This is a genomic window from Pseudomonas sp. R3-41, from assembly GCF_054161485.1.
Window position 1 is genome coordinate 939,836 of sequence record NZ_CP096421.1, and the last position, 26,072, is coordinate 965,907.

The 26,072-nt window shown below is 62.7% G+C and carries 23 protein-coding genes; 7 read left to right on the forward strand and 16 right to left on the reverse strand.

The window, feature by feature from the left end:
• Window positions 1-65: 65 nt before the first annotated feature.
• The 5 genes from M1D99_RS04205 to leuS all read right to left on the reverse strand — a co-directional run bounded on the left by M1D99_RS04205 (window position 66) and on the right by leuS (window position 6,268).
• Complete coding sequence (locus M1D99_RS04205) at window positions 66-1,388, reverse strand: lytic murein transglycosylase (protein WP_434574147.1); 1,323 nt, start codon at window positions 1,386-1,388, stop codon at window positions 66-68.
• Window positions 1,389-1,460: 72 nt separating this feature from the next.
• Complete coding sequence (gene arfA / locus M1D99_RS04210; RefSeq protein ID WP_030140368.1) at window positions 1,461-1,625, reverse strand: alternative ribosome rescue factor ArfA; 165 nt, start codon at window positions 1,623-1,625, stop codon at window positions 1,461-1,463.
• Between the two features lie 263 nt (window positions 1,626-1,888).
• Window positions 1,889-2,926, reverse strand: a complete 1,038-nt coding sequence (gene holA, locus M1D99_RS04215) for a DNA polymerase III subunit delta (protein ID WP_186706565.1) — start codon at window positions 2,924-2,926, stop codon at window positions 1,889-1,891.
• 39 nt (window positions 2,927-2,965) lie between these two features.
• Window positions 2,966-3,571: an LPS-assembly lipoprotein LptE gene (locus M1D99_RS04220; RefSeq protein ID WP_186706564.1), complete on the reverse strand. Its 606-nt coding sequence runs from the start codon at window positions 3,569-3,571 to the stop codon at window positions 2,966-2,968.
• Between the two features lie 90 nt (window positions 3,572-3,661).
• Window positions 3,662-6,268, reverse strand: coding sequence for a leucine--tRNA ligase (gene leuS, locus M1D99_RS04225; protein ID WP_186730299.1), 2,607 nt, complete (start codon window positions 6,266-6,268; stop codon window positions 3,662-3,664).
• A 293-nt stretch (window positions 6,269-6,561) separates the two neighbouring features.
• On the opposite strand from leuS, the gene M1D99_RS04230 reads away from it, so the two are divergent.
• Window positions 6,562-6,882 carry a hypothetical protein gene (locus tag M1D99_RS04230; RefSeq protein WP_434574152.1) on the forward strand — a complete coding sequence of 107 codons (321 nt, stop codon included), beginning with the start codon at window positions 6,562-6,564 and terminating at the stop codon, window positions 6,880-6,882.
• Window positions 6,883-6,985: 103 nt separating this feature from the next.
• On the forward strand, window positions 6,986-7,747 hold the full coding sequence (locus M1D99_RS04235; protein WP_458131422.1) for a YdcF family protein: 762 nt from the start codon (window positions 6,986-6,988) through the stop codon (window positions 7,745-7,747).
• 142 nt (window positions 7,748-7,889) lie between these two features.
• On the opposite strand, the gene lnt is transcribed toward M1D99_RS04235, so the two are convergent.
• From lnt to miaB, 5 genes are all read right to left on the reverse strand, one after another.
• A complete protein-coding gene (gene lnt, locus M1D99_RS04240; protein WP_434574156.1) occupies window positions 7,890-9,413 on the reverse strand; it encodes an apolipoprotein N-acyltransferase in 1,524 nt (507 codons plus the stop codon).
• Window positions 9,414-9,440: 27 nt separating this feature from the next.
• Entirely contained in the window at window positions 9,441-10,280 is an 840-nt protein-coding gene (locus M1D99_RS04245) for an HlyC/CorC family transporter (RefSeq protein ID WP_186706560.1), read from the reverse strand.
• Window positions 10,281-10,320: 40 nt separating this feature from the next.
• On the reverse strand, window positions 10,321-10,779 hold the full coding sequence (gene ybeY / locus M1D99_RS04250) for an rRNA maturation RNase YbeY (protein WP_186730301.1): 459 nt from the start codon (window positions 10,777-10,779) through the stop codon (window positions 10,321-10,323).
• Entirely contained in the window at window positions 10,772-11,782 is a 1,011-nt protein-coding gene (locus tag M1D99_RS04255) for a PhoH family protein (RefSeq protein ID WP_434574158.1), read from the reverse strand. Before M1D99_RS04255 ends, ybeY begins: the two co-directional genes overlap by 8 nt.
• A gap of 217 nt (window positions 11,783-11,999) precedes the next feature.
• Window positions 12,000-13,328 (reverse strand): tRNA (N6-isopentenyl adenosine(37)-C2)-methylthiotransferase MiaB, encoded by a 1,329-nt coding sequence (gene miaB / locus M1D99_RS04260; RefSeq protein ID WP_434574160.1) that lies wholly within the window; start codon window positions 13,326-13,328, stop codon window positions 12,000-12,002.
• Window positions 13,329-13,461: 133 nt separating this feature from the next.
• Here miaB and M1D99_RS04265 point away from each other — a divergent pair, with 133 nt between their 5' ends.
• Window positions 13,462-13,791, forward strand: a complete 330-nt coding sequence (locus tag M1D99_RS04265; protein ID WP_003185742.1) for a DUF1820 family protein — start codon at window positions 13,462-13,464, stop codon at window positions 13,789-13,791.
• A gap of 167 nt (window positions 13,792-13,958) precedes the next feature.
• On the opposite strand, the gene M1D99_RS04270 is transcribed toward M1D99_RS04265, so the two are convergent.
• The 4 genes from M1D99_RS04270 to M1D99_RS04285 all read right to left on the reverse strand — a co-directional run bounded on the left by M1D99_RS04270 (window position 13,959) and on the right by M1D99_RS04285 (window position 17,484).
• Window positions 13,959-14,513: a tetratricopeptide repeat protein gene (locus M1D99_RS04270; RefSeq protein ID WP_053188388.1), complete on the reverse strand. Its 555-nt coding sequence runs from the start codon at window positions 14,511-14,513 to the stop codon at window positions 13,959-13,961.
• A 217-nt stretch (window positions 14,514-14,730) separates the two neighbouring features.
• Window positions 14,731-16,014: a glutamate-1-semialdehyde 2,1-aminomutase gene (hemL, locus tag M1D99_RS04275; RefSeq protein ID WP_186706555.1), complete on the reverse strand. Its 1,284-nt coding sequence runs from the start codon at window positions 16,012-16,014 to the stop codon at window positions 14,731-14,733.
• A gap of 28 nt (window positions 16,015-16,042) precedes the next feature.
• Window positions 16,043-16,669, reverse strand: a complete 627-nt coding sequence (gene thiE / locus M1D99_RS04280; RefSeq protein WP_458131423.1) for a thiamine phosphate synthase — start codon at window positions 16,667-16,669, stop codon at window positions 16,043-16,045.
• A gap of 17 nt (window positions 16,670-16,686) precedes the next feature.
• Complete coding sequence (locus M1D99_RS04285; RefSeq protein ID WP_186706553.1) at window positions 16,687-17,484, reverse strand: hydroxymethylpyrimidine/phosphomethylpyrimidine kinase; 798 nt, start codon at window positions 17,482-17,484, stop codon at window positions 16,687-16,689.
• Between the two features lie 408 nt (window positions 17,485-17,892).
• On the opposite strand from M1D99_RS04285, the gene M1D99_RS04290 reads away from it, so the two are divergent.
• From M1D99_RS04290 to M1D99_RS04305, 4 genes are all read left to right on the forward strand, one after another.
• The gene (locus M1D99_RS04290) at window positions 17,893-20,277 is read left to right on the forward strand and encodes a 7TM diverse intracellular signaling domain-containing protein (protein WP_458131424.1); all 2,385 of its coding nucleotides are present in this window, start codon (window positions 17,893-17,895) and stop codon (window positions 20,275-20,277) included.
• A 70-nt stretch (window positions 20,278-20,347) separates the two neighbouring features.
• A complete protein-coding gene (locus tag M1D99_RS04295) occupies window positions 20,348-21,997 on the forward strand; it encodes an acyl-CoA dehydrogenase family protein (protein WP_458131425.1) in 1,650 nt (549 codons plus the stop codon).
• 714 nt (window positions 21,998-22,711) lie between these two features.
• Window positions 22,712-24,211, forward strand: coding sequence for an AMP nucleosidase (gene amn / locus M1D99_RS04300; protein WP_186706611.1), 1,500 nt, complete (start codon window positions 22,712-22,714; stop codon window positions 24,209-24,211).
• A 152-nt stretch (window positions 24,212-24,363) separates the two neighbouring features.
• Window positions 24,364-24,930 carry a pseudouridine synthase gene (locus tag M1D99_RS04305; protein ID WP_207967024.1) on the forward strand — a complete coding sequence of 189 codons (567 nt, stop codon included), beginning with the start codon at window positions 24,364-24,366 and terminating at the stop codon, window positions 24,928-24,930.
• Here the strand turns inward: M1D99_RS04305 and M1D99_RS04310 are convergent.
• Both M1D99_RS04310 and M1D99_RS04315 read right to left on the reverse strand, forming a co-directional pair.
• Window positions 24,925-25,134: a DUF2788 domain-containing protein gene (locus M1D99_RS04310; RefSeq protein WP_003228500.1), complete on the reverse strand. Its 210-nt coding sequence runs from the start codon at window positions 25,132-25,134 to the stop codon at window positions 24,925-24,927. The two genes, M1D99_RS04305 and M1D99_RS04310, sit on opposite strands and share 6 nt — an antisense overlap.
• A gap of 250 nt (window positions 25,135-25,384) precedes the next feature.
• Window positions 25,385-25,864, reverse strand: coding sequence for an Lrp/AsnC family transcriptional regulator (locus M1D99_RS04315; RefSeq protein WP_003185723.1), 480 nt, complete (start codon window positions 25,862-25,864; stop codon window positions 25,385-25,387).
• Window positions 25,865-26,072: the final 208 nt, after the last annotated feature.

Genomic DNA, 26,072 nt, shown 5'->3' on the forward strand with positions numbered 1-26,072 from the left:
CATGAGAACACGGTCGAATGTGGGAGCGGGCTTGCTCGCGAAAGCGGTAGTAGCCATACCGCAATTCAGCGGTTGCGCAACGCCTCAAGCAGTTGGTGCGTCGGATACCCATCCGCCGGCCAGCCGAACGACTGCTGGGCGCTGCGGATCGCTTTGCGGGTGTTGGCGCCGATGATGCCGTCGGGGTTGCCCGCGTCGTAGTTGTGCTTGCCCAGCAGGGTTTGCAGTTCCACGCGTTCGCTGCGGCTCAGGGGCAGGTCTTCCTTTGGCCATTGGCCATAGACCAACCCCGCACCGCTGAAGCGCTTCGACAACAACCCGACCGCCAAGGCATAGGACGATGAATTGTTGTACTTGAGGATGGCGCGGAAGTTATCGAAGATCAGGAACGCCGGACCGCGATGGCCAGCCGGCAGGAGCAAGGACGCCGAGAGCTGCTTGTCCTCGGGGGCGATCGGCAAGCCGCCATATTCTGCAACGCCTAGCCGCATCCATTCGGAGACAGGCTTGCGGATCGTGCCATCGGCCAGCGTGTAGTCGAAGCCCTCGTTGAGCGAGACCTCGAACCCCCACGGCTGGCCGCGCTGCCAGCCGGAGCTTTGCAGGTAGTGCGCGGTCGAGGCCAGGGCGTCGGTGGAGCTGCCCCAGATGTCGCGGCGCCCGTCGCCGTCGAAATCCACTGCATGGGTGTTATACGTGGTGGGGATGAACTGGGTCTGGCCCATGGCACCGGCCCAGGAGCCGAGCATTTTTTCTGGTGTGATATCGCCCTGTTGCAGGATCTGCAGCGCGGCGATCAACTGCGCATGGGCAAAGCCCGGGCGCCGTCCTTCGTAGGCCAGGGTCGCCAGGGAGTTGATCACCGACTTGCTGCCCTGGAACTGGCCGAAGTTGCTCTCCATGCCCCATACCGCCACCAGCGCCTCGCGATCGACGCCATAACGCTGCTCGATGCTTTGCAGGATCTGGGCGTGCTGTTGGATCAGGCTCTTGCCCTTGTTGACTCGCAGTGGCGACAGCGCGCCGTCGAGGTATTCCCACACGGGACGGGTAAATTCCGGCTGGCTGCGGTCGGCCTTGATCACGCTCATGTCCGGGCTGACGCCGACAAACGCGCGGTCGAACAAATCGGCACGGATCCCGGCGGCCAGCGCTTCCCTGCGAAACCCGGCCTGCCATTCAGCAAAGGTCTGGGTGGGCGCAATCACCAAGTCGTCACCGGTGGGCACCACGGGCGGCACGATGGCAGGCGCGGTCACGACGGGAGCTGTCGGGAGTGGTTGGGCGTCGGCGGCGGTAGGTTTTTCGGCGCAGGCGACAAGCAGGACAACGCTTGCGGCAACAATCATTTGGCGCAGTGGCCAACGATGGGAAAGACAGAAGGGCATGCACGGGTCCAGAAATACAAATCAGGTGCTGACCTTATCATGCGAAAGGGGCGTAGGGCTTGTCCGAGTGTTTCAAGCGGCCAGAAAGCAAGAAGCCTCCCAGTTGTCAGACTGGAAGGCTTCGCGGCGGTAGCTGCCCTTGCCCTTGGCGGGTCGTTCCTGGCGGCTGCGGAACAGGGGCTGGGCGACGATGGACTTGGCCTTGTTGGGGCCATGCCTGGATGGCTTCTTGCTCATGATGGGATCTCTCGTGGGGTGGTTTTTGCGAGGCAAATCATGGGACAGAGTTGGGTGGTTGTCCAGTCCCTGCATTGCGTAGGAAATGTCATCTGAGGTGAAGCGCTTTTGTGGCGAGGGAGCTTGCTCCCGCTGGGCCGGGCTGGCGTTCCAGCGCGCAGCGGCCCTGTTTTTTTGGGTCTGCTGCGCAGCCCAGCGGGAGCAAGCTCCCTCGCCACAACAGCATTCTTGTCACAAAAAAAAATGTTGTCTGGAAAGGACGTTTATTCAGCGGGCAAGGGCAGCCGCTGCCCGGCCATCAACAGCGACAACCGACTGAGGCTCATCCACGGTGAGCCCGCGGCCTGGCCCTTGATCTGCGCGTCGATGCGTTGGGCCTCGAGCAGCAATTGCGCCCAGCGCGACGCGGAATAACGCTGCAGGGCCTTGCTCATCAGCGGTTTGCGCTTGTCCCACACGGGCGGGCGGGCCTGGCTGAAGGCTTTGTCCAGCGGTACGCCCTGGCTGTATTGCAGGGACAGGTTGGCCAGCAGGCGCAGCTCCCGAGCCAGGGCCCAGAGGATGACCGGCGGCTCGACGCCTTCGCCCCGCAGGCCTTCGAGCATGCGCAAGGCGTGGGCGGCTTCGCCGTTGAGGATCGCATCGGTCAGCCCGAAGACATCGAAGCGCGCACTGTCGGCCACGGCGGCCTGCACCGTTTCCACGGTGATCTGCCCGCCCTCGGCCATCAGCTTGAGCTTTTCGATTTCCTGGGCAGCGGCCAGCAGGTTGCCCTCGACCCGGGCGGCAATAAGCTCCACTGCGTCCTGGGTGGCCGAGAGGCCCGCCTGGGACAGGCGCTGACGAATCCAACTGGGCAACTGGCTGACGTCCACCGGCCAGATCTGCACGAACTGGGTCTGCGGGCCTTCCACCAGGGCCTTGCCCCATTTGGTCTTCTGCGCGCTGCCGTCAAGTTTCGGCAAACTGATGAGCAGCACCGTGTCTTCGGCCGGGCGCGAGCAATATTCGATCAGCGCGGCGGCGCCCTTGTCACCGGGCTTGCCAGACGGCAAGCGCAGTTCCAGCAGGCGTTTTTCGGCGAACAACGACATGCTCGCCCCGGCTTGCAGCAGCGTGCCCCAGTCGAAACTGGCATCGGCGGCGAAGACCTGGCGTTCGTCGAAGCCTTGTTGGCGAGCGGCGCAGCGGATGGCGTCGGCGGCTTCCTGGCACAGCAGCGGGTCATCGCCGCTGATGATGTAGACGGGCGCAAGCGCGCCTTGCAGGTGTTTGCCGAGTTGGGCGGGAGCGAGCTTCATAAGAGAAGGCGAGCGGGGCGCCGGAGCGCCCCGCAAGGCTTATTCAGCCGGGATCTGCATTGGCGACTGCTGCGGGGTTTCCGCTTCAGCCTTGCGTGCCGCTTCCAGCGCTTCGGCTTCGGCCTTGGCCTTGGCGTCGGCGGTCTGTTGCAGTTGGTCCAGTTGGGCCGGGCTCAGCTGTTGCAGACGCAGCATCATGCGTTGCACGAGGTCACGACGCATTTCGTCGCGCACTTCGCTCGACTCCTGGTCGGAACCGGTGATGTTGTTGCCGTCGTGCAGGTAGACCTTCTGTACCTCCAGCTTGTCGTCCAGCAGCACCAGATCGTTCTGGCCGCGGATTTCATAGCTCAGCACGTTGTTCAGTTCGTATTCGGCCGAACGACCGGCGCCGGCATAGCTCAGGCTGCGCTGGCTTTGCTGTTCACGGGTCAATACCAGCTTGTACGGCGCTCCGCCGTAGACTTTCACGCCGCTGTTTTCCAGGTTGTCGCGCAGCATCTTGACGGTTTCGCCATAGGCGTCCCGTGCGCTGAGGTCCAGTTCGTTGATCGCCAGCTCGGTGGTGCCGGTGCCGCGCAGTTGGAAGCCGCAGGCGCTCAACAGGACCGCCAGGCCCACTACCAGCAGATTACGTTTGATCATCTTGTTGCTCCCCTTGAACCCTATGGGGGTCGACCAGGCGACCCCGCAGGTTGTATTCGGCGCCAGGCTCAAGCCTGGCGCCCGATCCAATTAGCTTGCGACGATGTTGACCAGCTTGCCGGGCACGACGATCACTTTGCGAATCGTCAGGCCATCGACGAAGCGCAGCACGTTTTCGTTGGCCCGTGCAGCGGCTTCGACTTCTTCGCGAGTGGCGGCGGCCGGCATTTCGATCTGGCCGCGCAACTTGCCGTTGACCTGGATGACCAGGGTCAGGCTGTCCTGCACCAGCGCGGTTTCGTCCACCAGCGGCCAGCGTGCATCGATCACCGGGTCGGCGTGACCCAGTTGATTCCACAGCTCGTGGCTGATGTGCGGCGTGATCGGCGCCAGCAGCAGCGTCACGGCTTCCAGGCCTTCGTGAATCAATGCGCGATCCTGCTCGGTGCCTTGGGCGGCTTTTTCCAGCACGTTCATCAGCGTCATCACCTGGGCGATGGCGGTGTTGAACTTGTGGTTCTGGCCGACGTCATGGCTGGCCTGCTTGATGGCCAGGTGGATCGAGCGGCGAACGGCTTTCTGCTCGTCGTTCAGGCCGGCGACGTCCAGTTTGCCCGGCAGGCCCTGGGTGACATGGGCTTGGGCCAGGCGCCAGACGCGCTTGAGGAAGCGGTGCGAGCCTTCGACGCCGGAGTCGGACCATTCGGCGCTCATGTCAGGTGGCGAGGCGAACATCATGAACAGGCGGCAGGTGTCCGCGCCGAACTGGTCGATCATCGACTGTGGGTCGACGCCGTTGTTCTTCGACTTGGCCATCTTCTCGGTGCCGCCGATTTCCACCGGCAGGCCGTCGGCGATCAGCTTGGCGCTGATGACCTTGGCCTTGCTGTCGCGTTCGAGTTCGACGTCGCTCGGGTTGAACCAGGTGTAGGCACCGTTGGCTTCGCGACGATAGTAAGTCTCGGCGATCACCATGCCTTGGGTCAGCAGGTTCTTGAACGGCTCGTTGGAGCTCACCAGGCCTTCGTCGCGCATCAGCTTGTGGAAGAAGCGCGCATAGAGCAGGTGGAGAATGGCGTGTTCGATGCCGCCGATGTACTGGTCCACTGGCAGCCAATGGTCAGCCGCGGATTTTTCCACCAAGCCACCTTCATAGTGCGGCGAGGCGTAGCGGGCGTAGTACCAGGAGGACTCGACGAAGGTGTCCATGGTGTCGGTTTCGCGCTTGGCTGGCGCGCCGCATTTCGGGCAGCTGCACTCATAGAACTCAGGCATGCGTGCCAGGGGCGAGCCGGCGCCGTCGGGTACGACGTCTTCCGGCAGGACCACAGGCAACTGGTCTTCCGGCACCGGTACGTCACCGCAGGTGTCGCAATGCACGATCGGGATCGGGCAGCCCCAGTAGCGCTGGCGGCTGATGCCCCAGTCACGCAGGCGGAACTGGGTGCGCGAGGCACCGAGGTTCTTCTTGATCAGGGCGACTTCGATGGCGTCGAACGCACCGGCGAAATCCAGGCCGTTGAACTCGCCGGAGTTGATCAGCTCGCCGTGTTCGCCGTAGGCGTCCTGCCAAGGTGCCGGGGTCTGGTCGCCGGCGCTGGTGCGCACCACCGCCTTGACCGGCAGGTTGTACTTGTGGGCGAATTCGAAATCACGCTCGTCGTGGGCCGGCACGGCCATGACCGCGCCGTCGCCGTAGTGCATCAGCACGTAGTTGGCGACCCACACCGGCAGCTTCTCACCGGTGAGCGGGTGCTCGACGAACAGCGACGTCGGCAGGCCTTTCTTCTCCTGGGTGGCGACGTCGGCTTCGGCGACGCTGCCGCCTTTGCATTCGGCGATGAACGCCTGCAGCTCAGGGTTGTTGCGGGCGGCCAGGGTCGCCAGCGGATGCTCGGCGGCCACGGCCACATAGGTGGCGCCCATCAGCGTGTCGGGGCGGGTGGTGAAGACTTTCAGGATGCCGGCTTCGCCGATGGAGGCGACGTCGTACGGGAACTGTACTTCCATGCCCCGGGACTTGCCGATCCAGTTGCGCTGCATGGTCTTGACCTGCTCGGGCCAGCCGGTCAGCTCGTCGAGGCTCTCCAGGAGTTCATCCGCATAGGCGGTGATCTTGAAGTAGTACATCGGGATCTCGCGCTTTTCGATCAGCGCGCCGGAGCGCCAGCCGCGCCCGTCGATCACTTGCTCGTTGGCCAGTACGGTCTGGTCCACCGGGTCCCAGTTCACGGTGCCGTTCTTGCGGTAGATCACGCCTTTTTCGAACAGGCGGGTGAACAGCCATTGTTCCCAGCGGTAGTAGTCGGGCTTGCAGGTGGTCACTTCGCGGGACCAGTCCACCGCCAGGCCCAGGCTGCGCAGCTGGGATTTCATGTAGGCGATGTTTTCGTAGGTCCACTTGGCGGGCGCCACGTTGTTCTTCATCGCGGCGTTTTCCGCCGGCATGCCGAAGGCGTCCCAACCCATGGGTTGCAGGACGTTCTTGCCTTGCATGCGCTGGTAGCGGGAGATCACGTCGCCGATGGTGTAGTTGCGCACGTGCCCCATGTGTAGCTTGCCGCTGGGGTAAGGGAACATCGACAGGCAGTAGTAAGTCTCCTTGCCTGGCTGTTCACTGACTTCAAAGGACTTTTGCTCGTCCCAGAACGACTGGGCGGCGGCTTCGATTTCACGGGGCTGGTAGTGTTCGTGCATGGCTACTTTTGTACTGAATGGGGTGGCCCAATCCTCTTCGTGGCCATGCTGGACGCAGACGACGCCGAATGCGGCGTTTTCGATGCCCAGCCAAGCTGGAAGTGGAGTTACAGGAAGCGCCGTAGCATACATGACCGCGCTCTACCGAGGGAAACCTTAGATTGCGTGTCGACCATCGACGACCCCAGGCGATGACCCGTGTTCAGGGCCGTTGGTCGCGGCGCCCTGCCGGTTTGCCCAGCGAAGCTAAGCTTCTCAATGGGGAGTGAGTCTTATCTTCAATGAGGTGAGGGATGGTTGAATCACAACGAAAAGTCGCTACACCTGAGTTGTATGAAAAATTGATCGATCGTCTCGGGGTGGCCCTGGACGCTGCAAGAACCGCCGGTCGCTTGCGTGATGAGCGCCCGGCAGAGCTGGAACTGCGTGGCTTGAGCCCCGCAGAGTTCGAACTGGTCAAGGCCTACCTTGAGCAGGTCGGGCACCAGGCCCCTGCGATGGGGGCCCAGGCAAACAAGCGTCTCGATGCGCCCCGTTCGGCCAAAGTCGTGTGGCTCAAGGACCGGACGCCTGACAAGGATGCTGTAAAGGTCCGGTCACTGCAGTTCAAGTAACGCCGGATTCACGCGTGTCGCTTTTTTTGATTCAAGGTTTTTTCGAATCTGTTGTCGCTTTGCGTCAACCCACCTAGGCTTCGGGCATCTATGGAGATGCCCGATGCCGTTTCGCTATTTCATCAAACAACTTTTATTGCCCCCCGGCATTCTTTTGCTGCTGTTGGCGCTTGCCTGGTGGTGGCGCCATTCACGACCGCGCCTGGCCCGCCTGTGTTTCGTCGCGGGCTTGGGCGGCTTCTGGCTGATGAGCCTGCCGGTGGCGGTGCAGTGGAGCGCCAAGGCCTTGGAGCGTGATCCACCGCTGCTGCGCAGTGACTGGGCGACCCTGGCCCAGCGTGCCGACGCCATCGTGGTGCTGGGCTCCGGTCGCGAGCGCGGTGACCCGGCCTGGGGAGCCGACCAGCCCACCGGTGTGGGGCTTGAGCGTCAGCGTTATGCGGCGCGGCTGGCCAAGGCTTCGGGCTTGCCCGTGCTGACAACCGGGGGCTTGCACTACGGCACCCCGCCCAGCGAGGCCAGGCTGATGGCTGACTCGATGCGCGATGATTTCGGCGTGTCCGTGCGCTGGCAGGAAGAGCGCAGCCGCACGACCTGGGAAAACGCCCAGATGAGCGCCGAAATCCTGCTGCCCGCCGGCATCAAGCGAGTGGTGGTGGTCACCCAGGCCTGGCACATGCCGCGGGCGGCCTGGAGTTTCGAACGCTCGGGATTTGAAGTGGTGCCGGCACCTGTGGGTTTCCTGGGCCAGGACAACGCCCGGCCACTGGGTGGCTGGATGCCGGAGTTCAAGTCGATCTGGCAGTCGGGGCAATTGATGAACGAGGCGGTGGGGCTGGTGGGGTATTGGTTGTTTTATCGCTGAATAATTGAAATGAACGCTATTGTGGCGAGGGAGCTTGCTCCCGCTGGGTCGCGAAGCGGCCCCAAAAAAAAGGCCTGCTGCGCAGGCCAGCGGGAGCAAGCTCCCTCGCCACAGGGTTTTTCATTTACATGGGGGGAACGAGTTAAACCGTCCTGGCCATCCGGCTCGCCATCAGCGCCCAGCCCAGCAACAACACGCACAAAACGATCAGCGGCCACGAGCGCCATTGCAGGTACGGGGTCAAGCCGTGCATCGGCACTACTTCGCCATACAGGATGCCGCGCTCGAATTGCGGGATCTGTGCGGTGATCTGGCCAAAGGGGTTGATCAGGCCGGTCACGCCGTTGTTGGTGGCGCGGATCATCCAGCGGCCGGCCTCCAGGGCGCGCATCTGGGCCATTTGCAGGTGTTGCAACGGGCCGATCGAGGTGCCGAACCAGGTGTCGTTGCTGATGGTCAGCAGCAGGTCGCTGCGCGCCGACAGGCTGGCGGCGAACTCCGGGTAGACCACTTCATAGCAGATGAACGGCGCGATCTGGTAACCCTTGGCTTGCAGCAACGGCTGGTCGGCCGGGCCCCGGGCGAAGTCCGACATGGGCAGGTCGAAGAAGGCGATCAGGCCCCGCAGGATGTCCTGCAGGGGCACGTATTCGCCGAACGGCACGAGCTTTTGCTTCAAATAAGTACCGTCACCTTCGCCGGTTACGGTGATGCCGTTGTAGTAACGCTTTTCGTGGCGCACCAGTTGCCGGATCGGCACGCCGGTAATCAGCGCCGACTGCCGTTCGGCGGCGAAGTTGCCCATCATGTCCAGGTAGCCCTGGGCGGATTCCTTGAGCACCGGCACCGCGGTTTCCGGCCAGATCAGCAGGTCGACGCGCTTGGAGGCGAAGCTCATGTCGCGGTACAGCGCCAGCTGCGCGTTGAGCTGGTCGGGGTCCCACTTCATGCTTTGTTCGATGTTGCCCTGGATCGCCGCGACACTCAGCGGGTTGCCCGAGGGGCTGGTCCAGGCGTGGCCCTTGAGCGCCATGCCGGCCACCCATGGGCCGATCAGCAGCAACACGCCCGCGGCAATAAAGCCTTTGCGGGCGCCGCGGAGCAATCGGGGCGCGTTGTACAGCAGCGCGGCGGTCAGGGCGAGGGTGAAGGAGATCAGCCACATCCCGCCCAATGGCGCGAGGCCGGCCAGGGGGCCGTCGAGCTGGCTATAGCCGGAATACAGCCACGGGAACCCGGTGAGAAACCAGCCACGAAACGCTTCCTGGCCCAGCCACAGCGCGGCGAATGCCAGGGCATCGGCCAGTGGCGCCTCGTTGCGGCGCAACCAGCGCGCCCACAACCAGGCGGGCAGGGCGAAGAACCAGGCGATGGCGGCGATGAACAGCAGCATCAAGAACCCGGCGAGCAGCACCGAGGCGCCACCGAAGTTGTGGATGCTGACGTAGATCCAACTGGTGCCGGCGCCAAACAAACCGAAACCGAAACACCAGCCACGGCCCAAGGCCTGGCGCGGCGAAAGCTCGCGCAGCCCGGCGTAGAACAAACCGACCGCCAGCAATGCCAGCGGCCAGATATCGAACGGCGCCAAGGCCAGGGTGGTGATCGCACCGGCCGCCACGGCCAGCAAGTTACCGGGCCAGCCGGGGCGGGTTGTCCAGCGCATGTGTGTCCTTAGCGGGTCTCGCAGGGGTTATCGGCCAATGGGTGACAGGCGCAGCAAGTGAATCCGACGGCTGTCGGCATTCAGGATACGGAAGCGCCAGGAGCCGATTTCCGTGGTTTCGTTGCGCTTGGGCAGGTGCCCGAAAGCACTCATCACCAGGCCGCCGACGGTGTCGAACTCATCGTCGGAGAACTGGCTGTCGAAGAATTCATTGAAGTTCTCGATTGGCGTCAGGGCCTTGATCAGGAAGTCGCCGCTGGGCAGTGGCTTGATGTAGCTGTCTTCCTCGACGTCGTGCTCGTCCTCGATGTCGCCGACGATCTGCTCGAGCACGTCTTCGATGGTGACCAGGCCAGCCACGCCGCCGTACTCGTCGATGACGATGGCCATGTGGTTGTGGTTGGCGCGGAATTCACGCAGCAGCACGTTCAGGCGCTTGGACTCGGGCACGAAGGTGGCCGGGCGCAGCAGGTCCTTGATGTTGAAGCTGTCGCCGTTCTCCTGGAGGATCAGCGGCAGCAGGTCCTTGGCCAGCAGCACGCCCATGACATCGTCATGGCTCTCGCCGACGACTGGGTAGCGCGAGTGAGCGGAGTCGACCACGGCGGGCAGGAATTCACGCGGGGTCTGGGTCGCCTTGATGCTGACCATCTGCGAGCGCGGGACCATGATGTCCCGCACTTGCAGGTCAGCGACCTGGATGGCGCCTTCGACGATGGCCAGCGCTTCGCTGTCCAGCAGTTTGTTCTGGTGTGCATCGCGCAGCAGCTCCAGCAGCTCCTGGCGGTTTTTCGGCTCATGGGCAAAAGCCTGGGTGAGCTTGCCCAGCCATGACTTCTGCCCGTTGGTCGATCGATCTTCGCTCATAGCGATTACTCTGAATCCTTTGTCGTTACAGGTTGATGTATCAGTGTTCGTCGCCGGCGTAGGGGTCGGGATGACCCAGCTCTGCAAGCAACGTTCGTTCCAGCGCTTCCATTTCTTCGGCTTCGTCATCTTCTATATGGTCGTAACCCAATAGATGCAAGCAGCCGTGAATCACCAGATGGGCCCAATGGGCCTCGGATGTCTTGTCTTGTTCCGCCGCTTCACGTTCCACCACCGGGACGCAGATCACCAGATCGCCCAGCAGCGGGATGTCGAGCAGTTCGTCGGGAACATCGGCGGGGAACGACAGCACGTTGGTGGCGTAGTCTTTTTGTCGCCAGGTGTGGTTCAGTTCACGGCCCTCGGCTTCGTCCACCAGGCGGATCGTCAGCTCGGAATCGGCGCTGCGCTGGCGCAGGGCCAGTTCGCACCATTGGCGGAACTGGGCTTCGCTGGGGGCGGCGTGTTCACAGGCCACTTGCAGGTCGAGTTCAAGCATTGCGGCCATTGCCTTTGCTTTCGGCCAACTCTTCCTCGGCGCGATGCTCGAAACGCTCGTAGGCTTCGACAATGCGCTGCACCAACGGGTGGCGCACGACGTCCTTGGGCATGAAATGCGTGAAGCTGATGCCCGGCACGTCCTTGAGGACCTGGATCACATGGTTCAGCCCGGACTTGGTGCCCTTGGGCAAGTCGACCTGGGTGATGTCCCCGGTGATGACTGCGGTGGAGCCGAAGCCGATCCGGGTCAGGAACATTTTCATCTGCTCGACCGTGGTGTTCTGGCTTTCGTCGAGGATGATGAAGCTGTTGTTCAGGGTCCGACCACGCATGTAGGCCAGCGGCGCGACCTCGATGACCTGGCGCTCGATCAGCTTGGCGACGTATTCGAAGCCGAGCATTTCATACAGCGCGTCATAGAGCGGGCGCAGGTACGGGTCGATCTTCTGGGCCAGGTCGCCGGGCAGGAAGCCGAGTTTTTCACCCGCTTCGACCGCCGGTCGCACCAGCAGGATACGCCGCACCTGTTCGCGTTCCAGCGCATCGACGGCGCAGGCCACGGCCAGGTAGGTCTTGCCGGTACCGGCCGGGCCGATGCCGAAGTTGATGTCGTTGCCGAGGATTTCCTTCACGTAGCGCTGCTGATTCAAGCCGCGCGGGCGAATCATGCCTTTTTTCGTGCGCAGGGCCACGGCAGGTTCCGACGGGGCGGGGTTGTCGAGTTCTTCGACAGCCGACTCCTGGAGGAACAGGTGGACCGTGTCCGGCGACAGCTCGCTCCCCTTGGTTTCCCGGTAGAGACGGCGCAGCAGGTTTTCCGCGGAGGTGGTGTGCTTGGGTTCGCCGATCAGTTCGAACTGGTTTCCGCGGTTGCGGATCTCGATGGCCAGGCGCTGTTCGATCAAGCGCAGATGCTCGTCGAATTGCCCGCACAGATTGGCGAAGCGGCGAGCCTCAAAGGGCTCGAGAATAAAGCGATGTGGTTCGATGGGTGCGTTCAAGGTCGTTTTTAGCCGCCCAGGGGCAATTAAGGTGAAATCAAGGATAACGCCAGTAGGCTGGGTGCGAAAGCTCTTAAACAGGCGAATCTGGTTCCGGCGACCGGCGCGGTCTTTTGTGGGAGCGGGCTTGCTCGCGAAGGCGGTCTTACATTCAGCGCATGTGTTGTCTGATCTACCGCTTTCGCGAGCAAGCCCGCTCCCACAGGGGAATAAGTGCTCACTGAATGAGCGAACCCCGCAGCGAGTGCGGTTGCGCGGCGTCGATGTGCACGTCGGCGAACTGGCCGATCAGGGCCGGGGTGTCGCAGCGGAAGTTGACGATGCGGTTGTTTTCGGTGCGTCCTTGCAGCTCGCCCGGGTCTTTTTTCGAATAATCGGTCACCAGAATCCGCTGGACGGAACCGACCATCTGTCGGCTGATCTCGAAGCCCTGCTGGTTGAGGCGGTGTTGCAAGGCGTTGAGCCGTTCTTTTTTCAGTTCTTCCGGGGTTTCGTCCGCCAAGTCGGCCGCCGGGGTGCCAGGACGCTGGCTATAGACGAAGGAATAGGAGAAGTCGAAGCCCACGTCTTCGATCAGCTTCATGGTCTGCTGGAAGTCTTTCTCGGTTTCGCCTGGGAAACCGACGATAAAGTCCGAACTGATACAGATCCCCGGCACTGCCGCACGCAACTTGCGCAGCTTGGATTTGTATTCCAGCGCCGTGTGGTTGCGTTTCATGGCCGCAAGGATCCGGTCGGAGCCCGATTGCACCGGCAGGTGCAGGTGCTTGACCAGTTCGGGGACTTCGGCGTGGGCCTGGATCAGGCTGTCGGAGAACTCCAGCGGATGAGACGTGGTGTAGCGGATGCGGTCGATGCCATCCACTGCCGCCACGACGCGGATCAGTTCGGCGAGGTCCGCCAGGCGCCCGTCATGGGTCAGGCCGCGATAGCCGTTGACGTTCTGCCCCAGCAGGGTCACTTCGCGTACGCCGTGTTCCGCCAGGTGGATGATTTCGGCGATCACGTCGTCGAACGGTCGGCTGACTTCTTCGCCGCGGGTGTAAGGGACCACGCAGAACGTGCAGTACTTGCTGCAACCTTCCATCACCGACACGTAGGCACTTGGGCCGTCGATGCGCGGTTCGGGCAGGTGGTCGAATTTTTCGATTTCCGGGAACGAGACGTCCACTTGCGGCAGCTTGGTGCTGCGCGCGGCGTCGATCATCTCCGGCAGGCGGTGCAAGGTCTGCGGGCCGAAGACCACGTCCACGTAGGGCGCGCGATCACGAATGGCGGCGCCTTCCTGGCTGGCCACGCAACCGCCCACGGCGATGACCATCTCCGGGTTGGCCAGCTTCAGTTCGCGCCAGCGGCCGAGCTGGGAGTACACCCGGTCCTGGGCGCGTTCGCGGATCGAGCAGGTGTTGAGCAGGATCACGTCCGCGTCTTCAGCGCGGGCGGTGACTTCCAGGGCCTGGTGTTCACCCAGCAGATCGACCATGCGCGAGCTGTCGTACTCGTTCATCTGGCAACCGTGGGTTTCGATGTAAAGCTTCTTGGCCATGGACGGGATCATCACGTGATTCAAAGAACCGCGCATTATAGAGAACAAGTCCCTGGGTTCCCACCGCTGTGCGAGCAGTGGCTATGCTATAGTTCGCGCCCTCATTTTTACCCGCCGATGTGTTTCGCCAGCCATGACCAAACGTGAAGCTCCAATCTACAAGGTGATTTTCCTCAACCAGGGCCAGGTGTTCGAAATGTACGCCAAGCAGATCTATCAAAGTGATCTGTGGGGTTTCCTGGAAGTGGAAGAATTCGTCTTTGGCGAGCGCACGCAAGTGGTCGTCGATCCGAGCGAAGAAAAGCTCAAGGCGCAGTTCGAAGGCGTGGTGCGCAGCTTCGTGCCGATGCACTCGATCGTGCGCATCGACGAAGTCGAACGCTTGGGCACCCCGAAAATCAGCGAAGCCCGCGGCGCGGTCGGCAATGTGATGCCGTTTCCGATGCCGATGCCTGAGAAGTAAGCCTGTCGATAGGTTGAGCGCAGTCCTTTGTGGCGAGGGAGCTTGCTCCCGCTGGGCCGGTCCGACGCCTCGGGCGCAGCGGCCCCAAGATCTTGCGGTCGCTGCGCAACCGAGCGGGAGCAAGCTCCCTCGCCACAAAAGCTCCCAGCCACAGGCCTGTGGTGGATTCAGGGCAACGGCGAAAAAGGCGTACGCCCATCGGCGTTCTGCAATTCCATCAGGTATTTGCGAAAGATCTGGCCCAGCACCTGGGTCGCCACTTCCAATTCATCGCGAGGCATCTGCTCGGCGACTTCGTCGGCGGTGTCCAGGGCTTCTTCGGCGCCGTTGACCGCGGCCATCTTCAGCACGATGTAGGCCTGGACGTTGTTGGCCGGCACGCCTTCGCCATGGAAGAACATGCCGCCGAGCTTGAATTGCGCCTGGGCATGGCCTTGCAGCGAGGCTTTTTCGAAGTAGTTGAGGGCTTGCTTGAGGTCGCGGGGTGCAGCCTTGCCTTCGTAGTAGAACTCGCCCAACTCGTATTGCGCTTGTGCATCACCTGCGTCCGCCGCTTTTTGACAGGCGTCGAGTGCCGGTGCGAGATCTTGTGGCTGGGTGTTGAGCGTGCAACGGCCCAGCGCCGGGATCAACAACGAGTTGCCGCCTGCCTGTGCATTCGCCAGCAGCGGCTGAAGGAGCAACAGGCAGCCCAAGGCAAGGGTGCGGCCGGTGCGGTTCATGGGAATCGACTTACCTCTGAGGGGCGCGCGGACCCTCCGGGGGATCCAATAAGCGCGCATTATGAAATAAGCGGGGCCATCCTTACAAAGTCTTTACTCGTTTTTCTGCTGCGAGGGAATGCTAATAGCAGCTTCGGGCATAAATACGTAGGAAAAGGGCGGGGGGTTGTCAGCAATCACTGACGCCGGCGTCAGCCAGCGTCAGTTATCCACAGGCTTACTTCAGTGCCGCGAAGGCCCGTTCGGCCGCGTCGAGGGTAATCTTCAGCTCGGTCTCGCCATGGGCGATGGAGGTGAAGCCGGCTTCGAACGCACTCGGGGCCAGGTACACGCCGCCGTCGAGCATCAGGTGGAAGAAACGCTTGAACCGATCGGCATCGCTGGCCATGACGTCTTCGAAGGTGACGATGTCATCGGCGCCGCTGAAATACAGGCCGAACATGCCGCCGGCCTGGGTGGTCACGAAGGGGATGCCGGCCGCATCGGCGCGGATCTGCAAGCCGTCGAGCAGGCGGGTGGTGTAGTCGGTCAGTTCGGCGTGGAAGCCCGGGCGGCTGATCAGGCGTAGCGTGGTCAGGCCGGCGGCCATGGCCAACGGGTTGCCCGACAGCGTACCCGCCTGGTAAACCGGGCCCAGCGGGGCGATGCACTCCATGATCTTGCGTTTGCCGCCGAAGCAGCCCACCGGCATGCCGCCGCCGATGATCTTGCCAAAGGTGCTCAGGTCCGGCGTGACGCCGTAATGGGCCTGGGCGCCGCCGAGGGCCACGCGAAAGCCAGTCATCACTTCGTCGAAGATCAACACCACGCCATGCTGGTCGCACAGGCTGCGCAGGCCTTCGAGGAAACCCGGCGCCGGTGGTACGCAGTTCATGTTGCCGGCCACCGGCTCGACGATGATGCACGCCACTTCCTGGCCGACTTCGCCGAGCATCTTCTCGACTTCTTCGAGGTCGTTGAACGGCAGGGTCAGGGTGTGCTTGGCGAAGGCTGCGGGTACGCCGGCCGAACTCGGCACGCCTTGGGTCAGTGCGCCGGAGCCGGCCTTGACCAGCAAGCTGTCGGAGTGGCCGTGGTAGCAGCCTTCGAACTTGATGATGCTGTCGCGACCGGTGTAGCCCCGCGCCAGGCGGATCGCGCTCATGGTCGCCTCGGTGCCGGAGCTGACCATGCGCACCATTTCCATCGACGGCACGATCGAGCAGACCAGGTCGGCCATCTCGGTTTCCATCGCGGTCGGGGCGCCGTAGGACAGGCCGTGGACCAATTGCTTGCGCACCGCATCCAGCACGTCCGGGTGGCTGTGGCCGAGGATCATCGGGCCCCAGGAGCCGACGTAGTCGACATAGCGCTTGTCGTCTTCGTCGGTGACGTACGCGCCTTCGGCGTGCTTGAAGAACAGCGGGGTGCCGCCGACGCTCTTGAACGCACGAACAGGCGAGTTCACGCCGCCGGGGATGTGTTTCTGGGCATTGGCAAACAGGGTTTCGGAACGGGACATGGTTGGGCTCTCGAAAACGAAAAATGGACTATTTGATCTGCAGCAGCGCGTTGAAGGCGCGGGCACGGCGCGTCACTTCAGTGGTGCTGTCGGCGCCGAACAGGCCGTGGACCACCGCCAGCAGGTCGACCCCGTGGGCCACCAGCGGGGCGGCGTTCTCCAAGGTGATGCCGCCAATGGCGCAGACCGGGATATGCAGTTTGAGGTGCGCCTGTTCGAGCAGTTCAAGGTTTGCGCTGGGGGCGCCGGGCTTGGTGTTGGAGTTGAAGAAGCGCCCGAACGCGACATAGGTGGCGCCTTCGCTGGCGGCCTGATCGGCCAGTGCCAGGCTGGCGTGGCAGGTGGCGCCGACGATTGCCTTGTGCCCGAGCAATGCCCGTACCGGCGCCAACGGGCCGTCGGTCTGCCCCAGGTGCACGCCGACGCCCAGGCGTGCGGCCAGCTCGGCGTCGTCGTTGATGATCAACTGGGTCTTGTAGCGTTCGCACAGGTTGCGCAGGGCTTCGGCTTCCCGCAGGCGGCGGGCCTCGTCGCTGCTTTTGTCGCGGTATTGCAGCAGGGTCACGCCACCTTCCAGCGCCGCTTCTACATAAGCAAGGAACTTGCCGGCCAGCAATTGGCTATCGGTGATGGCGTAAAGGCCACGTAATTTCATTCCACAGGCCTCCGGTGTTACGAGCAGAAATCCAGCGGCAGGCGACGCGGGACGAACTGGCCTTTGCCCAGTTGTTCGGCATCGCGCAAGGTGCGCCAGGTGTAGTCCAGCGCTGTCTTGACGGCGCTGGCGAGCTGTTCGCCCTGGGCCAGCCGACCGGCGAGGGCGCTGGCCAGGGTGCAGCCGGAACCGTGGTAGCTGCCAGGCAAGCGCTGGCAGGTAAAGGTTTCGCGGCGGCCATCGCGGCTGTACAGGCGATTATGGACTTCATGTTCGTCGCCGTGGCCACCGGTGATCAACAGGTGTTTGACGAAGGGCAGCAGTTTTTCCGCGCACTCGTCGGCGCTGCCGTCGGGCAGTTCGGCGAGGATGCGTGCTTCAGGCAGGTTGGGGGTGGCGATGATCGCCAGGGGCAACAGGCGTTCGCGCATGGCGTAGCCGACCTCATCCTTGCCCAGGCGCCCACCACCGCCGGCGCGCAGCACCGGGTCGCAGACCATCGGCAGGTGCGGGTGCGCCTGGAGCAGTTCGACCACCGTGTCGACCATTTCCAGTGAGCCGAGCATTCCCAGCTTGACTGCTGCCACTTGGGCATCGTTGAGCACGGCATTGGCTTGCGCCAGCACCCACTCACGGTCGAGCACACGGAAATCGCTGACGTTGACGGTGTCTTGCACGGTCAATGCGGTAACGGCCGGGGCGGCGTGACAACCCTGGGCGAGCAGGGCTTCGATATCTGCCTGCAAGCCGGCGCCACCACTGGGATCATGGCCGGAGAGACAGAGGACAACGGGGCGAGAGCTGTAGATATTCATGGTGCGCGAGCTTACCACCAAACCTGTTTTATCGGTGGTAGGACTCCGAGGGTTTTGTGCTGTGTGTGCTTTTGTGGCGAGGGAGCTTGCTCCCGCTGGACCGGGCTGGCGCTCCAGTGCGCAGCGCTCCCAAAAACCGGGGCCGCTTCGCAGCCCAGCGGGAGCAAGCTCCCTCGCCACATTGATCCGTCAGTTATCGACCTGACCAATGCAACAGCTCTATCTCAATGCTTTGCTCTGAAACGCCCGTTCTAGAGCCCTCTGTCGGAAAAATTTCAATGGTGCAAATTGGCCATCAACGGCTATGCTAGAGATGGATCCAACACATAACAGGTAATGCCGGTTTTACGTCTACTCAGGGAATGGGGGGCTTCCTGACTCAACCGGACAGGCCACGCTGGGGCTTAAATGCGCTATTTGCTGATGTTGCTGCTGTGCTTGCCCTCGCTGGCAAGTGCCCTCGAATTCGATGAATTCACCCAAAGCCTGCCCTTGGGCCATGCCCTGCAAGTGTTCGAAGACGCGGCCGGCACGGCCACTATTGACGAGGTCCTGGCCCAATCCGCGGCGGGTGCTTTCAAACCCCACGATAAAACCACGCTGAACGCCGGTTACTCCCGGTCAGCCTTCTGGCTGAAAATCGACCTGCACTATCGCCCCGCCAATCCGGACGCCCAGCGCACCTGGCTGCTGGAGCTGGCGTACCCGCCGCTGGACCACCTCGATTTGTACCTGCCCGACGCGGCGGGAGCCTATCGCCTGGTTCGCCAGACCGGTGACGCGTTGCCATTCGCCAATCGCGAAATCCGCCAGAACAATTACTTGTTCAGCCTGGCGTTCAAGCCCGAGCAGCGGCAGACCGTCTACCTGCGCCTGCAAAGCCAGGGTTCGATCCAGGCGCCGTTGACGCTGTGGTCGAGCACCGCGTACCTCGAGCAACAGCCGGTGCGCCTGTATGTGCTGGGCATCATCTATGGCGTGCTGCTGGGGATGCTGGTGTACAACCTGTTCATCTACCTGAGCGTGCGCGATACCAGCTACCTCTATTACATCTTCTATATCGCCTCGTTCGGCCTGTACCAGTTGTCGGTCAACGGCGCCGCCGTCGAATACTTCTGGCCGGACAACCCCTGGTGGGCCAACGCCGCGACACCGTTCTTCATCGGTTGCGCGGGGCTGTTCGGCAGCCAGTTCGCCCGCAGCTTCCTGCAAACCGCCCAGCATGGCCGCTGGATGGATCGCTTGCTGCTCGCATTGATCGCCTACAGCGCCGTGGTGGTCGGCCTGTCGCTGATGACCAGCTATGCCCTGGCGCTGCGCCTGGCCACGGCGTTGGCGCTGGTGTTCACGGTGGCGATCTTCGCCGCCGGGCTGTTCGCCTGGTGGCGTGGCCTGCGGGTGGCGCGTTATTTCATCATTGCCTGGTCGGCGTTTCTGCTGGGAGGCATCATCAATACCTTGATGGTGCTGGGTTACCTGCCGAACGTCTTCCTGACCATGTACGCCAGCCAGATCGGCTCGGCCATCGAAGTGGCGCTGTTGTCCCTGGCCTTGGCCGACCGCATCAATGCCATGCGCGAACAGCAGGCCCAGACCCTGTTGGACGCCGGGCAGAAGCTCGAAGTGCTCAACCAGCAACTGGCCCACGGCAACAAGCTCAAGGATGAATTCCTCGCCACCTTGACCCACGAGCTGCGCACGCCGATGAATGGCGTGATCGGCTCCCTGGAGTTGATGGAAACCGTCGAGATGGACGAGGAACTGACCCAGTATCAACAGACCGCCGCCGGTTCGGCGCGGGACATGATGCGCATGGTCAACGGCATGCTCACCCTCACCGAGTTGCAGGCCGGCAAGCTCAGGGTCTATCCGGCGCCGTTCAGCCTGCGCGGGGTGGTCGATGCGCTGCAGGTGCAGTTCGGCGCCAATGCCGCGGCCAAGGGCCTGGATTTCAAGGTCGACGTAGCCCCGGGCCTGGCGGACCGCTTGCTCGGCGACAGCGGCAAACTGGCTCAAAGCCTGGAATGCCTGTTGGACAATGCCATCAAGTTCACCCGGGTGGGCGGCCTGGCCCTGCGTGTCAGCGGCCGGCCGACGGAGTTTGGTCGGGTGGTGTTGTCCTTTGCCGTCATCGACACCGGAATCGGATTTACCGACCTGGGTGAAGCGACCTTGTACCAGCGCTTCTTCCAGCTCGACGGCTCGATGACCCGGGAATACGGCGGTCTCGGCGTGGGCCTGGCGATCTGTCGGCAACTGGTTGAACTGCTGGGCGGACGCCTGACCCACACGTCCGAGCCCGGTCGCGGCAGCCGTTTCCAGTTGGACGTGGAATTTGACGTCGCCCTGCCGGCGGCGGTCCCGACGCCGTTTTCCTTCGGGAGCCGCCAGGGCTCGCGCCAGCCCCAGGATTGCACGGTGTTGCTGGCGGATGACAACAACATCGATCAGTTGGTCATGCGCGGTATGTTGCTCAAGCTGGGTTATCGGGTGCGCACCGCCGACAGCGGCCGCGCCGCGCTGGAGCTGCTGCACGGCGAGCGCTTCGATGCGGTAATGCTCGATTGCCAATTGCCGCCGTTGGACGGTGTGTCGGTTTGCTGCCAGATCCGCGCGTTATCCGGCTGTGAAGAGCTGCCGGTGCTGGTGGTCAGCCCGAACCTGGGCCAGGCGTGCTGCCCGTCGGGCGCGTTGATCGATTACCTGGGCAAACCGGTGAAATTCGAGGCATTGCAGGCGACGCTCCAGCGTCGGGTACTGTGCCCAAGGCAGGGCGAAAGCGCCGATATTTAGGCGTATATGACACTTTGTTCGGCCTGGAGGCGGTGCTTAACTGAATCCCTGCCGATCGAGGAGCCCTGTCATGAACCTGCATCAGTTCGCTGAAACCCACGACGTCACCAATCAGCCGCCGTCCCTGGATGGCGCCAACCTGTACCGCATCGACCTGCCGCTGCAACAGTGGTCGCAGCGCTTTGGTGCCGGCTGGGCGCAGGCGCGGATCGATGCGTATGGGGCGCTGGCCGGTGGGCCGTTGATGGAAGCAGGCTTCCTCGCCAACCAGAACAAGCCGGTGTTCTCCAGCCATGACCGTTATGGCCATCGCATCGACCTGGTGGAATTCCATCCCGCTTATCACCAGTTGATGCGCACCGCCATTGAACATGGCCTGCCCAGTTTGCCCTGGGCCCAGCCACAGCCCGGTGCGCATGTCGCCCGTGCCTCGATGACCTACCTGCACAGCCAGGCCGAAGCCGGCACCGGTTGCCCGCTGACCATGACGTTTGCCAGCGTGCCGGCGCTGCGCTTGCAGCCGGACCTGGCCGAGCGTTGGATGCCGAAGGTGCTGGCCACCGAATACGACCCGCGCAACGTCGGCATGGCCCACAAGGCCGGGGTGACCCTGGGCATGGCGATGACCGAAAAACAAGGCGGCACCGATGTGCGCGCCAACACCACCAAGGCCTATCCGGTGGGCGCCAGCGGCCCGGGCCAGGCCTATGAACTGGTGGGCCACAAATGGTTCTGTTCGGCGCCCATGTGCGACGCCTTCCTCACCTTGGCCCAGACCGACAAGGGCCTGACCTGTTTCCTGCTGCCGCGCCATCGCCCCGACGACACGCGCAATCAGTTCTACATCCAGCGCTTGAAGAACAAGCTGGGCAACTGTTCCAACGCCTCCAGCGAAGTCGAGTTCCGTGGCGCCCTGGCCTGGATGGTCGGTGAGGAGGGCCGAGGCGTGCCGACAATCATCGAGATGGTCGCCATGACCCGCTTCGATTGCATGGTCGGTTCCAGCGCGCTGATGCGCCAGGCGCTGACCCAGGCCAGCCATCACTGCGCGCACCGCAAGGTCGGTGGCAAGCTGTTGAGCGAACAGCCGCTGATGCAAAACGTCCTGGCGGACCTGGCGCTGGAAAGCGAGTCCGCCCTGGCCCTGAGCCTGCGCATGGGCCGGGCGCTGGACCACTTGAACGATGAGCACGAGGCCAAGTTCGCCCGGCTGGTGACGGCGGTGGGCAAGTACTGGATCTGCAAGCGCGCCCCCGCGATGATCAACGAAGCCGCCGAATGCATGGGCGGCGCCGGCTACGTCGAGGACAGTATCCTGCCGCGCCTGTACCGGGAGGCACCGGTCAACTCGACGTGGGAGGGTTCCGGTAATGTGCAGTGCCTCGATGTGTTGCGGGCTCTGTCCAAGGAACCCGGTGTATTGGAGGTCTTGTTCAATGAGTTGGGCGACGGCCACGGCGACAAGCGCCTGGCCCGCCATATCGATCAATTGCACGCCGCGTTCAAGGACACCGACGACATCCAGTACCGCGCCCGACAATTGACCGAAGACATCGCCGTGGGCCTGCAAGCCAAGCTGTTGCTCGAAGCGGGCAATAGCGAAGTCAGCGATGCGTTCATCGCCAGCCGCCTGGGTTCGACCGGCCGGGTGTACGGTGCCTTGCCGAGGGGCTTGAATGTCGAGGCCATCGTCGCCCGCTCGACCCCGCACGGCTTTTAAGAAGACTCAGGTCGGCACAGGCCCCTGTGGGAGCGAGCCTGCTCGCGAAAGCGTCGGCCCATTCAGCATCTGTAGTGGCTGATACACCGCTATCGCGAGCAGGCTCGCTCCCACAGTGGACCTGAGTCGTACACAGCATCGGAGTACGCCACCAAACCTTGTGGGAGCGAGCCTGCTCGCGATGGCGTCGGCCCATTCAGCATCTGTAGTGGCTGATACACCGCTATCGCGAGCAGGCTCGCTCCCACAGTGGACCTGAGTCGTACACAGCATCGGAGTACGCCACCAAACCTTGTGGGAGCGGGCTCGCGAAAGCGTCGGCCCATCCAGCATCTGTAGTGACTGATACACCGCTTTCGCGAGCAAGCCCGCTCCCACAGTGGGACCTGGGTCTTACACAGCATCGGAGTACACCACCGAACCTTGTGGGAGCGGGCTTGCTCGCGAAAGCGTCGGCCCATTCAGCATCTGTAGTGACTGATACACCGCAATCGCGAGCAGGCTCGCTCCCACAGTGGACCTGAGTCGTACACAGCATCTGAGTACGCCACCGAACCTTGTGGGAGCGAGCCTGCTCGCGAAGACGTCGGCCCATTCAGCATCTGTAGTGACGGATACACCGCTTTCGCGAGCAGGCTCGCTCCCACAGTGGCCCTGAGTCGTACGCAACATCTAAGTACGCCACTGTTCCCGTCGGGCGGCGATGCAGGCAAGATGAAGACCTGCAAGTCAGAACACAGGAAGCTGATCGTGACCGAAGCGTTTATTGTCGTTCAAACCGCCGAACAAGCCGTGGATCGTCTGGCGGCCCTGCACGAGCGTGCGACCACCGCGCTGAACCAGGCTCTGATGCGGTATCTCAAGGACCGCGTCGAGCCGGATGCCGAGCAGCGTGCATTGTTTCGTTATCCCGCCCTGCGCCTGACCTATCACTGCCACGGTGAAGTCCCGCAAACCACGCGTGCCTATGCCAAGGTCCAGTTGCCCGGCACCTACAGCGTCACCGTCACTCATCCCGCCGCGTTCCGTAAATATCTGCTGGAACAGCTGGTCCCGCTGATGCACGACTTTACCGTCACCGTGGAAGTGGGGGTCAGCGAGCAGAACATTCCGTACCCGTACGTGGTGGAGCAAGGCGACGAACTGGCCGGCTCCGGCGTGACCGCCGCCGTGCTGGCGCGGGTATTCCCCAGCACCGACCTGTCGGCCGCCACCGATGGCATCGCCGACGGCCTCTATGATTGGGAAAACACCGACCCGCTGCCCCTGGCGCTGTTCGACGCCGCGCGGGTGGATTTTTCCCTGCGCCGGCTGGTGCATTACACCGGCAGCGACTGGCGCCATGTGCAGCCGTGGATCCTGCTGACCAACTACCACCGCTACGTCGACCAGTTCATCGTCCATGGCCTGGAGCAACTGCGCAGCGACCCGCGTTTCGTGCGCATGGTCCTGCCGGGTAACGTGATCATCGACAAGAACATGGAGCACAGCGAAGCGTCGGCCATCGCTGCCGGCGTGGTCTGGCACCGCTACCAGATGCCGGCCTATCACTTGCAGGCCAGCGACGGCCATGGCGTGACGCTGGTGAACATCGGTGTCGGCCCGTCCAACGCCAAGAACATCACCGATCACCTGGCCGTGCTGCGCCCGCATTGCTGGCTGATGATCGGCCATTGCGGCGGGCTGCGGCAGTCCCAGACCATCGGCGACTACGTGCTGGCCCACGCCTACATGCGCCGCGACGGGATCCTCGACCGGGTGGTGCCGCCGAATATTCCGATTCCAGCCCTGGCCGAAGTGCAGATGGCGCTTCAGCAGGCCGCGGCGAACATCACTGGCGAGAAGGGCGACGAGCTGAAAAAACGCCTGCGCACCGGCACCGTGCTGACCTACGACGACCGCAACTGGGAATTGCGCTGGGCCCAGGAACGGCCGCTGATCAACCTGTCCCGCGCCGTGGCGGTGGACATGGAAAGCGGCACCATCGCCGCCCAGGGTTATCGCCTGCGGGTGCCCTATGGCACGTTGCTGTGCGTCTCGGACAAACCGTTGCACAGCGAGATCAAATTGCCGGGCTCGGCCAACGCGTTCTATGAGCGAGCGGTCAACCAGCACCTGAAAATCGGCATCGCGGCGTTGGACCTGCTGCGCACCGAACTCAACTCGTTGCACTCACGCAAGCTGCGCAGCTTCGACGAGCCGCCGTTCCGCTGATGTCCTGTTGAAGGGGGATGGTGGTTATTTAACGGTCGGGCCACTAGCATGGTCGGCCCTGACCGTTAGATGTTGTATTTGCCATGCCCCGTCCTCCACGCCCTGCTTCCCGTCGCCCTGGCACGAAGCCTGCAATCGCCGCACCGCGCCGTGTGGCCAAGGCTCCGCCGGCCGAGCCGAAGCTGATCCTGTTCAACAAACCCTTCGATGTGCTGACGCAATTCAGTGACGGTGAGGGGCGGGCGACGCTCAAGGATTTTATCGACATACCGGGCATCTACCCGGCCGGACGCCTGGACCGGGACAGCGAAGGCTTGCTGTTGCTGACTAACGATGGGCAGTTGCAGGCGCGTATTGCCGACCCCAAGCACAAATTGGCCAAGACCTATTGGGTGCAGGTCGAGGGTGAGCCGAGCGCTGAACAGTTGCAGCGTTTGCGTGATGGCGTGGAGTTGAACGACGGCATGACGTTACCGGCCGAGGCGCGCCCATTGGACGAACCGCAATTGTGGCCACGCAACCCGCCGGTGCGTTTTCGTAAAAGCGTGCCGACGAGTTGGTTGGAATTGGTGATCCGCGAAGGCCGCAATCGCCAAGTGCGGCGGATGACTGCCGCAGTGGGCTTGCCGACACTGCGCCTGGTGCGGGTCAGGATTGGCGACTGGACACTCGAAGGGCTCGACCAGGGCCAGTGGAAAGAAGTCCCGGCGCGCTTATAACGCGCCGGATTCGATCAGGCCGATCACCACGCTCTTGATGATGAACGCCGCCACGCCGAGGCCCAGCACGAAAAACAGGATGAACGAGCCAAAACGCCCGGCCTTGGACTTCTTCGCCAGGTCCCAGACGATGAAACCCATGAAAATGATCAGGATGCTGACCAGGCCGGTCATCATCCACTCTTCGAAGACAGCAGGATCCATCAGGACACTCCGGCGTGGGCAGGATTGAAAAGGCGGGGCGAGTATAAGGCATGGGGGGCGGGTGGAGGATTGGCCTGCGGCGGTGTGTCGCAGCTATTCATCGTGAACCCGGATTCAGCAGTGCCAAATTGACTGTGGGAGCGGGCTTGCTCGCGAAAGCGGTCTGTCAATCAGCAAAAATGTTGAATGTGCTGTCGTCTTCGCGAGCAAGCCCGCTCCCACAGTAAAACTGTGTAGAGCATGAAAGCGGTCAGCTACGCAGATGCGTCAACGGCAGTTCAGTGCTGTTAAGCACCTGGTTCAGCACAAAACTCGAACGCACGCTGGTAACGCCATCGATCCGGGTCAGGTGCCCCAGCAGCAGTTTCTGGTAATGATCCATGTCCGGCACGACGACCTTGAGTTGGTAGTCGGCGTCCATGCCGGTGACCAGGCTGCACTCCAGCACTTGTGGCAGGTTGCGGATGGCGGCTTCGAAGTTCTCGAAACGCTCGGGAGTGTGGCGGTCCATGCCGATCAGCACATAAGCCGTCAGGCTCAGGCCGAGCAGCTTGCGGTCGAGCAGGGCGACCTGGCGGGTGATGTAGCCGTCATCCTCCAACTGCTTGACCCGCCGTGAGCAGGGGGAGGGCGACAGGCCGATGCGTTCGGCCAGTTCCTGGTTGGAGATGCGCGCGTCACGTTGCAGTTCCGCCAGAATGCTCAGGTCGTAACGGTCGAGTTTGCTCATCGGTCGGGCCTTTATCTTGATAATTGCGGCGGATTATCTATCCGGGGTTAAAAATTGCGCAAGTGATGTTTATTTCCGCAATCTTCGCAATCATCTATCGGCGCCCCAGGCTTATGCTTACCACCAAGATCACTGCTCGGACAAACAGTCCAGTGCAGCCCGCCCAATCAGGCCGGCTGCGGCCGCAGTACCCACCGGTACTGGCAGG

Excerpts from the sequence above, each read along its gene's own strand:
- M1D99_RS04205 (WP_434574147.1), bottom strand. The coding sequence starts at position 1,388 with ATGCCCTTCTGTCTTTCCCATCGTTGGCCACTGCGCCAAATGATTGTT.
- arfA (WP_030140368.1), bottom strand. The coding sequence starts at position 1,625 with ATGAGCAAGAAGCCATCCAGGCATGGCCCCAACAAGGCCAAGTCCATC.
- holA (WP_186706565.1), bottom strand. The coding sequence starts at position 2,926 with ATGAAGCTCGCTCCCGCCCAACTCGGCAAACACCTGCAAGGCGCGCTT.
- M1D99_RS04220 (WP_186706564.1), bottom strand. The coding sequence starts at position 3,571 with ATGATCAAACGTAATCTGCTGGTAGTGGGCCTGGCGGTCCTGTTGAGC.
- leuS (WP_186730299.1), bottom strand. The coding sequence starts at position 6,268 with ATGCACGAACACTACCAGCCCCGTGAAATCGAAGCCGCCGCCCAGTCG.
- M1D99_RS04230 (WP_434574152.1), top strand. The coding sequence starts at position 6,562 with ATGGTTGAATCACAACGAAAAGTCGCTACACCTGAGTTGTATGAAAAA.
- M1D99_RS04235 (WP_458131422.1), top strand. The coding sequence starts at position 6,986 with ATGCCGTTTCGCTATTTCATCAAACAACTTTTATTGCCCCCCGGCATT.
- lnt (WP_434574156.1), bottom strand. The coding sequence starts at position 9,413 with ATGCGCTGGACAACCCGCCCCGGCTGGCCCGGTAACTTGCTGGCCGTG.
- M1D99_RS04245 (WP_186706560.1), bottom strand. The coding sequence starts at position 10,280 with ATGAGCGAAGATCGATCGACCAACGGGCAGAAGTCATGGCTGGGCAAG.
- ybeY (WP_186730301.1), bottom strand. The coding sequence starts at position 10,779 with ATGCTTGAACTCGACCTGCAAGTGGCCTGTGAACACGCCGCCCCCAGC.
- miaB (WP_434574160.1), bottom strand. The coding sequence starts at position 13,328 with ATGGCCAAGAAGCTTTACATCGAAACCCACGGTTGCCAGATGAACGAG.
- M1D99_RS04265 (WP_003185742.1), top strand. The coding sequence starts at position 13,462 with ATGACCAAACGTGAAGCTCCAATCTACAAGGTGATTTTCCTCAACCAG.
- M1D99_RS04270 (WP_053188388.1), bottom strand. The coding sequence starts at position 14,513 with ATGAACCGCACCGGCCGCACCCTTGCCTTGGGCTGCCTGTTGCTCCTT.
- hemL (WP_186706555.1), bottom strand. The coding sequence starts at position 16,014 with ATGTCCCGTTCCGAAACCCTGTTTGCCAATGCCCAGAAACACATCCCC.
- thiE (WP_458131423.1), bottom strand. The coding sequence starts at position 16,669 with ATGAAATTACGTGGCCTTTACGCCATCACCGATAGCCAATTGCTGGCC.
- M1D99_RS04285 (WP_186706553.1), bottom strand. The coding sequence starts at position 17,484 with ATGAATATCTACAGCTCTCGCCCCGTTGTCCTCTGTCTCTCCGGCCAT.
- M1D99_RS04290 (WP_458131424.1), top strand. The coding sequence starts at position 17,893 with ATGCGCTATTTGCTGATGTTGCTGCTGTGCTTGCCCTCGCTGGCAAGT.
- M1D99_RS04295 (WP_458131425.1), top strand. The coding sequence starts at position 20,348 with ATGAACCTGCATCAGTTCGCTGAAACCCACGACGTCACCAATCAGCCG.
- amn (WP_186706611.1), top strand. The coding sequence starts at position 22,712 with ATGAAGACCTGCAAGTCAGAACACAGGAAGCTGATCGTGACCGAAGCG.
- M1D99_RS04310 (WP_003228500.1), bottom strand. The coding sequence starts at position 25,134 with ATGGATCCTGCTGTCTTCGAAGAGTGGATGATGACCGGCCTGGTCAGC.
- M1D99_RS04315 (WP_003185723.1), bottom strand. The coding sequence starts at position 25,864 with ATGAGCAAACTCGACCGTTACGACCTGAGCATTCTGGCGGAACTGCAA.